Source organism: Novosphingobium sp. (assembly GCF_049240505.1).
GTDB lineage: Bacteria > Pseudomonadota > Alphaproteobacteria > Sphingomonadales > Sphingomonadaceae > Novosphingobium.
In genome coordinates this window covers 1-10,547 of sequence record NZ_JBMLSM010000103.1, presented here as the reverse complement: position 1 = coordinate 10,547, position 10,547 = coordinate 1, and the positions used below count along the sequence as shown (strand labels likewise).

The 10,547-nt window shown below is 62.0% G+C and carries 10 protein-coding genes; 4 read left to right on the top strand and 6 right to left on the bottom strand.

Translation table 11 applies throughout. The features are described 5' to 3' along the window. On the top strand, nucleotides 1–567 hold a 567-nt coding region (locus ACOVQ0_RS08835), incomplete at its 5' end, for a hypothetical protein (RefSeq protein ID WP_421883059.1). A gap of 147 nt (nucleotides 568–714) precedes the next feature. Then, on the top strand, nucleotides 715–1,062 hold the full coding sequence (locus ACOVQ0_RS08830; RefSeq protein WP_421883056.1) for a hypothetical protein: 348 nt from the start codon (nucleotides 715–717) through the stop codon (nucleotides 1,060–1,062). A gap of 450 nt (nucleotides 1,063–1,512) precedes the next feature. Here ACOVQ0_RS08830 and parC read toward each other — a convergent pair whose 3' ends face one another. Then, entirely contained in the window at nucleotides 1,513–3,798 is a 2,286-nt protein-coding gene (gene parC, locus ACOVQ0_RS08825; protein WP_421883052.1) for a DNA topoisomerase IV subunit A, read from the bottom strand. Between the two features lie 98 nt (nucleotides 3,799–3,896). Between parC and ACOVQ0_RS08820 the strand changes: the two genes are divergently transcribed. Next, nucleotides 3,897–4,421, top strand: a complete 525-nt coding sequence (locus ACOVQ0_RS08820; RefSeq protein ID WP_421883049.1) for a type 1 glutamine amidotransferase domain-containing protein — start codon at nucleotides 3,897–3,899, stop codon at nucleotides 4,419–4,421. Nucleotides 4,422–4,496: 75 nt separating this feature from the next. Here the strand turns inward: ACOVQ0_RS08820 and ACOVQ0_RS08815 are convergent, their stop codons facing one another. The 5 genes from ACOVQ0_RS08815 to ACOVQ0_RS08795 all read right to left on the bottom strand — a co-directional run bounded on the left by ACOVQ0_RS08815 (nucleotide 4,497) and on the right by ACOVQ0_RS08795 (nucleotide 9,555). Further along, nucleotides 4,497–5,654 carry an iron-containing alcohol dehydrogenase gene (locus ACOVQ0_RS08815; protein ID WP_421883046.1) on the bottom strand — a complete coding sequence of 386 codons (1,158 nt, stop codon included), beginning with the start codon at nucleotides 5,652–5,654 and terminating at the stop codon, nucleotides 4,497–4,499. 232 nt (nucleotides 5,655–5,886) lie between these two features. Beyond that, complete coding sequence (locus ACOVQ0_RS08810; protein ID WP_421883043.1) at nucleotides 5,887–7,053, bottom strand: mechanosensitive ion channel family protein; 1,167 nt, start codon at nucleotides 7,051–7,053, stop codon at nucleotides 5,887–5,889. A 38-nt stretch (nucleotides 7,054–7,091) separates the two neighbouring features. Further along, the gene (locus tag ACOVQ0_RS08805) at nucleotides 7,092–7,424 is read right to left on the bottom strand and encodes a 2Fe-2S iron-sulfur cluster-binding protein (protein WP_421883040.1); all 333 of its coding nucleotides are present in this window, start codon (nucleotides 7,422–7,424) and stop codon (nucleotides 7,092–7,094) included. A 2-nt stretch (nucleotides 7,425–7,426) separates the two neighbouring features. After that, on the bottom strand, nucleotides 7,427–8,509 hold the full coding sequence (locus ACOVQ0_RS08800) for a cysteine desulfurase family protein (protein ID WP_421883036.1): 1,083 nt from the start codon (nucleotides 8,507–8,509) through the stop codon (nucleotides 7,427–7,429). Further along, the gene (locus ACOVQ0_RS08795; protein WP_421883033.1) at nucleotides 8,506–9,555 is read right to left on the bottom strand and encodes a cysteine desulfurase family protein; all 1,050 of its coding nucleotides are present in this window, start codon (nucleotides 9,553–9,555) and stop codon (nucleotides 8,506–8,508) included. Before ACOVQ0_RS08795 ends, ACOVQ0_RS08800 begins: the two co-directional genes overlap by 4 nt. 125 nt (nucleotides 9,556–9,680) lie before the next feature. Between ACOVQ0_RS08795 and ACOVQ0_RS08790 the strand changes: the two genes are divergently transcribed. Next, nucleotides 9,681–10,337 (top strand): alpha/beta hydrolase, encoded by a 657-nt coding sequence (locus ACOVQ0_RS08790; RefSeq protein ID WP_421883030.1) that lies wholly within the window; start codon nucleotides 9,681–9,683, stop codon nucleotides 10,335–10,337. Nucleotides 10,338–10,547: the final 210 nt, after the last annotated feature.

Sequence of the window (10,547 nt, the reverse complement as noted above, 5' to 3'; positions counted from 1 at the left end):
ATGCCCGAACGCCCCCGCCTGCTCGATTTCTTCCGCTGCCGCTTTGGCGATATCACCGTGCGGCACCTGCTGGTCAGCGCCAAACGCGCGCTGGACGATGGCCTGCCGGACAAGGTGGTGATCGCCTGCTTGCTGCATGACATTTCCAACGGCTGCCTTGTGCGCGCGGACCACGGATACTGGAGCGCGCAACTGATCGCGCCCTATGTCGATCCCGAAGTGGCCTTTGCGGTGAAGTACCATCAGGCGCTGCGCTATGTGCCCGATGAAAGCGTCGGCTATGCCTACCCGGACAGCTACCACAAGTTCTTCGGCCCCGATTACCAGGTGCCGGAATACCTGCTCCGCGATGCCGAATATGCGCGCAGCCACGAATGGTACATGACCGCGCGGCAGGTGACGCTCTACGACACCTACTTCTTCGACGACTTCCCGATGGTGGAACCCGAAGCCCTGCAAGACGTCATCGCCCGCACCTTCCGCGAACCGGAAGAAGGCCTGGGCTTCGACGGTTCACCAACAGCCCACATGTGGCGCACGATGATCTGGCCGAACAACTTTTTGTGAGAGGGCGGCTTTGCGGATTTTGGGAGTACAAGCTGCCGTTCAGCAGACCCCGTTGCGGACATTCCCGATGCGGCTAACATGGCCTGATGCGCTGCGTTCATTTCACTGGCGCTCAATCTGACCCTAGCCCTTTAGAGGAGTGGTGTTATGGAAGACAAAAAAGGCGGTGACGGTACCCGAACTTTGCCGATAATAAACGGTCGATTTGTTGAAGAAAATACTCCTCCCACGTTTATAACGCGTCAGTTTATTAAGCATATGCTGACTTACGATACCAATAATAGGCCCATAAGGAAGCCAGCGGAGCTAGTTCTCAGAAGAAGATGTCGACAGTTCGGAGGAGGGAATCTCCCAGTCGAGACCACCAGCATAGAGACACTTGTTTTGCGGCCCGATGAAGAGAAGGAGCTTGCTGTAAAGAGGTATGATGCTCCTCCACCATTTTTGAGAGAAACTAATGATTATGAACGAGTTTCACTGCGGTATTTAGATTAACTCGACACTCCACGACTGCAATCCAACATTCCCATGCTAAGGGGTCACCCTGACCTCATACGCACGGAAATCCCCCTATACATCCTCTGGGCTATCGCAGCGCGGGCGTGGCTCCTTGCATTTATGTTCCTCTTTTGTTGACATAGGCAGTTGGGTTCCTGAGTCCGCATCGTCCGCTTAAAGGATTAGGTGGAGTGGCGGGCATGTTTGCTTGTCCTGCGCAACCGTTACAGGCGCAGAGCCGTCCTTCAGCAATCCACCCAAAATCAGCCGCTCAACCGCAAACTCAAATTGCCCAAAACCAGCCGTCACCCAGGGCTTGCCCCGGAGTCCCGCTTTTTGTCTTGGCCATCAGCCGGATCGCCCACCTTGGGCGGAAGGAGCGGGGCCCCGGGTCAAGCCCTGGGTGACGTGGTGTGGTGGTTCAGTGCAGGGGACACCCCCCACCCCTCAAAACCTGTTATCCCGCGGAAACCCATTCGGCGGCAGCCTGCCCGCAGCGCCGCGCGCAACCTTCCATGGCAGCAGGTCTTTCTCCACCCGCGTGCGCCCGCTGTCACCGCCCATCGCCCACGTCAGCCCGTCTTCCAGCCGCAGCGTGATCACGTCAGCCATTTCGCCGTCCTTGTAGCGTTGCAGTGTCACGCCCTGCCCCTTGGCGAGGATCGGCACTTCGGACAGCGCGAAGATCACCAGCTTGCGGTTCTCGCCGATCACCGCCACGTGATCGTGCTCAGGCGCAATCTCGCGCACCACGGCCAGCTTCACGCCCGGCTTGGTCGAAACCACGCCGCGTCCTTTGCGGGTTTCGGCCAGCAGTTCGTCCATCTCGGCGGCAAAGCCGCGCCCGGTGTTGGCCGCCAGCAGCAATTGCCCCTTCGGCTTGTAGACCGTGACGCTGACGATCTGGGCATCGGAATCGATGTCCACCATCGTCCTGATCGGTTCGCCAAAGCCGCGCGCGCCGGGCAGTTTGTCGGCCCCCAGTGTATAGAACCGCCCGTTGTCCACCGCCACCAGCAGCTTGTCCGTGGTCTGGCAGTGGAACGCAAAGGCCGGGCCATCGCCTTCCTTGAACTTGAAATCGCCGTCCAATGGGACATGCCCCTTGGCCGCCCTGATCCAGCCCTTGGCCGAAAGGATCACCGTCACCGGCTCCTTCTCGATCATCGCGTCCATGCTGAATTCGCGCGTCGGTGCGGCTTCGGCAATCGTCGTGCGCCGCCGCCCCAGCGCGGTATCCTCGGCATATTCCTTGCGCAGCGCGTTCAGATCGCGCTTCAGCCGCGTGCGCTGCCGCGCCGGATTGTCGAGCAGCTTCTGCAATTCGTCCTGCTCGGCCAGAAGCGCATCACGCTCCTTGCGCAGCTCCATTTCCTCAAGCTTGCGCAACGAACGCAGCCGCATGTTGAGGATCGCCTCGGCCTGCCGGTCGGTCAGCTCGAACTCGGCCATCATCACCGGCTTCGGCTCATCCTCGGTGCGGATGATCTCGATGATCCGGTCAAGGTTGAGGTAGGCAATGATATAGCCTTCGAGCAGTTCCAGCCGCGCGGCGATCTTGTCCAGCCGGTGCTGCGAACGGCGCAGCAGGATGTCGATCTGCGCGATCACCCATTCCTGCAGCACCAGCTTCAGCCCCAGCACGCCCGGCGTCCGATGCGAATCCAGCACGTTGAGGTTCAGGCCGAACCGCGTCTCCAGATCGGTCAGCTTGTAGAGCGACTCTTTCAGCAGTTCGGGATCGATGTTCCGGCTCTTGGGCACAAGCACCAGCCGGATCTGCTCGTCGCTTTCATCGCGCACGTCTTCAAGGATCGGCAGCTTCTTGTCGGCGATAAGCTGCGCGATCTGTTCGATCAGCTTGCTCTTCTGCACCATGTAGGGGATTTCGGAGACGACAAGCTGCCACTGCCCTCCGCCCAGCTTCTCGATCCCGGTCTCTTCCCAGACACCTGCATCATCGCGCCCCGTGGAAAAGCGCCCGCGCACGCGGATGGACCCGCGCCCGGTTTCATAGGCATTGGCGATCACCGCCGGGCTATCCACGATCACGCCGCCTGTCGGCAGGTCCGGCCCGTGGAACACTTCCATCAACTGTGCATGTTCGGCGTGCGGGTTGTCGATCAGCAGCAGCGTGGCATCGATAATCTCGGCCACGTTGTGGCTGGGGATGTTCGTGGCCATGCCCACGGCGATGCCGCTGGACCCGTTGGCCAGCAGGTTCGGGAACAGGCCCGGAAAGACTTCCGGCTCCTCATCCTCACCGTTATAGGTCGGCACGAAGTTCACCGTGCCTTCGTCCAGCCCGGCCATAAGCTGCATCGCCGTGCGCGTCAGCCGTGCCTCGGTGTATCGGTATGCGGCGGCATTATCGCCATCGATATTGCCGAAGTTGCCCTGCCCTTCGACCAGCGGATAGCGCAACGACCAATCCTGCGCCAAACGCACCATCGCATCGTAAACGCTCGAATCGCCATGTGGGTGATACTTGCCGATCACATCGCCCACCACGCGCGCCGATTTCTTGTAGGCGTCCGTCGGGTTCAGCTTCAACTGCCGCATCGCCCACAGCAGGCGGCGGTGGACCGGCTTCAACCCATCACGAAGGTCTGGCAACGAGCGCGCGGTGATCGTGCTGAGCGCATAGACCAGATAGCGCTCCGACAATGCGGAATCGAACGGGGCATCGACGATGGCGTCGAACGGATCGGGTTCTGTCGTGTCGATCGGCATGGCTGGAACGTCCTAGCAACACGATTGCCCGAACGAAAGCCAAGGAACATCCACAGTCCCCGGCAATTGTAGGGATATTCTGAACAAAGGAGATCCCCATGACCAAGCGCGTCCTCATCGTCGCGACCGACGGCTTCGAGCAGTCGGAACTCGAAGGTCCGAAGAAGGCGCTCGAAGACTCGGGCATCGAAACCGTGGTCGCCAGCCTGAAACCCGGATCGATCACCGGCTGGAAGGACAAGAACTGGGGCGATGCCATTGCGGTCAACATGACCATCGATGAGGTGGAAGCTGCCGACTACGATGCCCTGTTGCTCCCTGGTGGCCAGATGAACCCGGACATCCTGCGCATGGAGGACAGCGTGATCGATCTGGTCAATGATTTCGACGATCTCGACAAACCCATCGCCGCCATCTGCCACGCACCGTGGCTGCTGGTCGAAGCCGATATCGTCGATGGCCGCACCGTCACCGGATGGCCCTCGATCCGCGTCGATCTTGCCAATGCCGGGGCCGATGTGGTGGACGAGGAAGTCGTGGTCCACGGCAACCTCATCACCAGCCGCAACCCGGATGATATCCCTGCGTTTTCAAAGGCCTTGATCAAGGCGCTGGCGGACTGAGCGCGGCCTCGAAAAGCCCTCTCCCCTTCAGGGGAGAGGGTTGGGTGTGGGGGATTTCAAAACCAAACTCTCACCTCACCCAAACACCTCAGCATAAAGCCGCTCGATCTCGACCGCGTCCGCCAAGCGCGGATTGTTCCCCGGCGATCCAGACGCAATCGCCTGCCGCGCCATCTCCGGCACCACCTCGAACCACCGCTCCTGCGAAATCCCGTGGCTGCGCGGCGTCGGTACGGAAAGATCGCGGTTCAGTGCCTCCAGTTCCTCCAGCAAACGCGCCACGGCTGCCTGATCGCCTTCGCTTTCGCCCGCAACACCCATCGCCCGCGCGCATGTGGCATAGCGTGCCAACGCGGCGGGCGCAGAAAACGCGGTCACCACAGGCAGCAGCATGGCGTTGGACAGCCCATGCGGCACATGGAAGAACGCGCCCACCGGGCGGCTCATCCCATGCACCAGCGCCACGCTGGCATTGGAGAATGCAATCCCCGCATGGTGCGCCCCCACCATCATCGCCTCGCGCGCCGCGCGATTGCCCGGATCGGCACAGGCAGTGCGGATATTGGGCGCAATCAGCTTCATGGCAGAGATCGCCATTGCATCGCTGAAGGGATTGGCCTTTTTCGAGACATAAGCCTCGATGGCATGGGTCAGCGAATCGATCCCGGTATCCGCCGTCAACCGCGCGGGCTTACCCATCGTCAGTTCGAAATCGACGATGGCGATGGTCGGCAGAAACGCCAGCCCGGCGCAGAGCATTTTCTCGCTCGTCGCCTCGTCGGTCACGATGGTAAACTTGGTCGCCTCCGATCCTGTGCCCGCTGTGGTCGGCACGGCAATGATCGGCAAGCCGCCGTCATCGGTCTGAACCGGAGCCTTCAGCGAAGGGATCGGTCGCGGATCAAGCGCCAGCGCGGCAATGACCTTGGCCGTATCGATCGGGCTGCCCCCGCCAAAGCCGATCACGCAATCGCTGCCGCTCCACACCAGCGCGTCCAGCGCCTTTTCCACCACCGCCACGGTCGGATCGGGCACGGTGTCCGAAAACACCGTCACCGGCATTCCCGCCGCTTCTAGGACGGCGGTCAGTTGTTCGGCCATGCCGCTTTGAACCATGAAGCCATCCGTCACCACAAACGGTCGGGCATAGCCGCACTGCGCCATCGCTGCCGGTAGTTCCGCCAGCGCGCCGCCACCAACCCTGATTATACGCGGAAGATTGATCGCCGCCATTTGCACCCTCTTTTCAAGCCTTGCCCTATCCGACCGCAAAATGCGTGTCCGGACAAGCTATCAAAAGAGCGCTGGCAAAAGAGCGGCCCTTCCCACTAGCTACACCCAGCACCCCCGCGCAGGCGGGGGCCTCGGTGTTGTTACGGAAGGTCAGCGTAAAACGACTGAGGCCCCCGCCTTCCGGCTTCGCCGGAGTTTATCCTGAGCTTGTCGAGGGGCGGGGGCGCAACGCTTACGGTTGCACCACAGTATCGGCCTGCACAGGCACCACTGCATCCTCAGGATAAGGCATGATCAGCGTCCCGTCTGGCGCCGCAGTGTAAGACGTCTGCGTGGGATAGGCCAAACTTATCCCCTCCGCTGCAAACCGCTTGATGATTGCCACCAGCAGCCGGTCCCGCGTGGGATGGGCCACGTTCCAATCCGCGCCCGGCACGTCGACAATGAACGAAAAATCCAGCGAACTGGCGCCAAAAGCTTCAAAGCCAGCGCGCGCAACCTTGACGCTCTCGGCCTCGCCCATTTCCTTGAGCATTGCCGGTATGCGAGCCAGCGTTTCCGGCTTCGTCTCATAGGTAACGCCCAGCATGAAGCTCAGCCGGATGTGATCTCGGACGGTCACGTTGCGGATTTCCTTGTCCAGCAGGTTCTTGTTCGAAACGATCAGCAGTTCACCCGTGAACAGCCGAACCCGCGTGGTGCGCATCCCGATCTGCTCCACCGTGCCGCTGGTTTCGCCCCAGCCGATATTGTCGCCCACCTTGAACGGGCGATCGAACAGGATCGAAACCCCCGCAAACAGATCGGAGAAAATGCCCTGCGCAGCCAGACCGATGGCGATGCCGCCGATGCCCAGACCGGCGACAAGGCCAGCCACATTCACGCCCAGATTGCCCAGGATCAGCACCAGCGCGATGGCAAAGACCAGAAACGTCACCAGCGCACGGATGATGCTCATGGCGGATGTCAGCGCGCCATTGGCGTGCTGCGCCCCGCCTGCGCGATGCTCCACCACGCCCAGCACAACTTCCCGCACCCAGATGGCGGCCTGCACGGTCATGCCGATGGTGAACAGGAAGGTGATCGTGCGATCCAGCCAGAGCGGTGCCTCGGCATAGTTATCGACGATCTTCGCCGCCAGAATCACCAGAAACCAGAACTTGGTGCGTGCGGCCACACGGCCAATAATCGTGCGCCAGCTCACCAGCGCATCGCCTTCGCGGCACAGCCGCTGTGCCATCTTCTGCACGGTCAGCAGCACGAGAACGATGGCTGCAGCAATGCCTGCAGCTATCGCGATGCGCAGCCAGTTCTCGGCAATCCAGCCGCTGGTTTCGGCAACAAGAAGTTCAGGATTGGCGGAAAACGCGGAAGTCGAAGGACGCGGAGAAACTTGCATATCGTCCTGAAAGCCTCAGGACGCGGCAGGTTCCCGAATTAGCGCCCCTGCATATCCCGCGCTTCATCCGGTACGTGGACGACCAGCCCGTCAAGCGCGTCGGTCAGCTCGATCTGGCAGGAAAGTCGGCTGGTGCGGGTCACGCCTGCGGCCAGATCGAGCATGTCCTCCTCGTCGTCCACGGCAGGCAGCAACTTGTCGAACCATTCGGGAGCAACGATGACGTGGCAGGTGGAACAGGCCATCTGGCCTTCGCAGGTGCCTTCCAGCGGCATCCCGGCGTTCTGGCCAAGTTCCAGCAGGCGCTGCCCAGCCTCGCCTTTCGTCACGATCTTTTCGCCCTTGGTGGTGACGAATGTGATGCTGACCATGCCTAAATGACTCCCTGCGCCCGAGCCGCGGCATTGATCGCCGCTGCAGCCTGTTCCAGTTCATCATCCCCTGTATAGCGTCCGAAACCGATGCGGATCGCCGTTTTGCTATCCCTGTCCGAAAGTCCCAGCGCGCGCAAGACATGGCTTGGCCTGCCAGAGCCGCTGGCGCAGGCGGAACCTGCTGAAAATGCGACGGTGCGACAATCCGACAACAGTCGGCCCACGTCCAGACCGGGCAGACGCAAATTGAGATTCCCATACCAGCGTTCGGTGGCGCTACCGTTCAGCGTCCACCCTTCGAACAGCGCCAACGCTTTGGTCCACAGCTTCTCCACATGAAGCTGATCGGTTTCCAACAGACTTGTACACAGGGCAGCAGCAGCCCCGAACCCGGCGCAGAGCGCGGGGGACAAGGTGCCCGACCGCAATCCACCCTCCTGCCCGCCGCCGTGGATCAGGGGCGCAAGCTCAACCCCATCGCGCACCCACAGCGCACCGATTCCCTTGGGGCCGTAAAGCTTGTGCGCCGACAGGGCGATCAGATCGGCGCTATCAGGAACCGCAAGCTTCCCGGCGCCTTGCACTGCATCGCACAGGAACAGTGCGCCCGCATCATGCGCACGACGGGCAAGATCCGCAATCGGCTGCACGGTCCCGATCTCGTTGTTGACCTGCATCACGGCTACAAGCCCGCACTCTTCGGGCAACGCGGCATCGGGATTGACCAGCCCGTCGTCCCCGACCGGCAGCACCGAAACATCGGGATCAAGGAACCGCGCGGTATCCAACACGGCCGCGTGTTCAATCGCGCTCACCGCCAGACGTTTCGCGCCAGACCCGATCAGCGCCAGGTTGATCGCCTCGGTCGCGCCGGACGTGAACACCACGCGCCCGCCCGGCGGCAGCAGCGCCGCGACTTGCGCGCGCGCCACTTCCACCACCGCCGCCGCCGCGCGGCCATAGCGGTGCGGGCTGTGCGGGTTGGCGAAACCGGGTTCGCCCGGCCCGCCGAGCCAGGGCAGCATCGCCTCGCGCGCTTCCGGCGCAAGGGGGGTCGTCGCCTGATAATCGAGGTATATCAACCCCGTATCTCCTTCCACACCGCCACGAACCGCGCGATATCCCCCGCTGTCGTCTCCCGCCCGATGGACACGCGGATCACTTCGCCGGGATGGGCATATCCCATCGCCGTCAGCACGTGGCTGGCCTTCAACGAGCCTGATGAACAGGCGCTGCCCGCCGAAACGGCAATGCCTGCGCCATCGAAGCGGATCAGTTGGGCCGCACTCGATTTGCCGGGCATCCGATAGGCTGCAATTGTCGGGCTGCGCAGCGAAGCCCCAGCAACGATTTCCGCCCCGATTTCAAGCAGTTGATTCGTCAACGATTCCCGCAAAGCTGAAGCGGGCTTGAGCCATTGATTCCCCGCCTCCAGCGCTGCCACCATTCCCAGCACCAGCGGCACAGCCTCGGTCCCGCCGCGATAGCCGCGCTCCTGCCCGCCGCTCGGCTCAAGCAGACCCCAGTCACGCACCAGCAGCGCACCGACGCCCACCGGCCCGCCAAATTTGTGCGCCGAAAGGACCACCATGTCGGCTTCGGCGGGAATGTCCAACTTGCCCGCCCCCTGCGCGGCATCGCACAGCAGCAACCCTCCGGCAGCGTGGACGGCCTCGGCAATGTCAGCGACGTTTTGCACCACGCCGGTCTCGCTATTGACCTGCTGAACCACCACTCGCGGTCGCCTAGTGTCATCTAGGTGCATCTTGGTGCTGTTCAGGATCAGCAGCCCATCCGGCCCCACTTCCAGCCTTTGCGCATCCCCCGCAGCACGCAAGGCAGCATCATGTTCCACTGCGGAAACAAGTACTTGCCCGCACTTTGCGCGCCCAATAGCCAGCGCCAGAGCCTCGCTCGCCCCGCTGGTGAAGATGACTTCGCCCTGCCAACCGAGCAGAGTCTTCAATCTCGCCCGTGCACTTTCCAGCGCCGCCCTCGCCGCGCGTCCGGCCGCGTGGGGGCTGGATGGATTTGCCCACATCCGCCACCCCTCCTGCATCGCCGCCAGAGCCTGTGGCAAAAGCGGCGTGGTGGCGGCATGATCGAGATAGATCGGATTTGCTGGCAACTTGAATCCCGGAAATGCGTGGAAAGATTGCTTTCGAAGGGTTGGTTTCTATATAGCCATCAACGCAATTCCCAGCCCCGGCATTTCGTGCCGCGCGGCCAGACCACAGGATTACCGGACAGGCAATGCCCGCAGTCATTTTCCCCGGCCCCGAAGGCCGCCTCGAAGGCCGTTTCCAGCCCGCCACACGCCCGCGCGCACCGGTCGCCATGATCCTGCATCCGCACCCGCAGGCGGGCGGAACGATGAACGATCGCATCACGCAGGCGATGTACAAGACGTTCGTCGCGCGCGGCTTTGCCACGCTGCGCTTCAACTTCCGTGGAGTCGGGCGTTCGCAAGGGTCGTTTGATAATGGAATCGGCGAACTGTCCGATGCGGCTGCCGCGCTCGATTGGGTGCAGTCGATCCACCCCGAAGCCAGCACGACGTGGATCGCGGGCTATTCGTTCGGCGCGCTGATCGGTATGCAGTTGCTGATGCGCCGCCCGGAAATTCGCGGGTTCATTTCGGTCGCCCCGCCTGCGAACATGTACGATTTCAGCTTCCTTGCGCCCTGCCCCGCATCGGGCATCATCGTGCAGGGCACGGCGGACACAGTGGTCACGCCCAACGCCGTGCAGAAGCTGGTCGACAAGCTGCGCACGCAGAAGCACATCACCATCCACCATGATGAAGTGCCCCGCGCGAACCACTTCTTCGAAAACGAAATGGACGACATGATGCGTGCGGTAGACAACTACCTCGACATGCGCCTGTCACCGGATTGCCCGATCCGCTGAGGTTTTGGCCTGATGCTTCGACAAGCTCAGCATGAGCGGATCTGGGTTACTGTTCCCGCTCCGCTCATCCTGAGCCTGTCGAAGGATGCATGACTACAACACGAAGTGATCGCCTGCCGCGCGAACGGTCACTTCCGAAATTGACACGCCCCAAGGCTGGTCGATCGCGTGGATCACCGCATCGGCGATGTGTTCGGGCGCGAGGCTGGC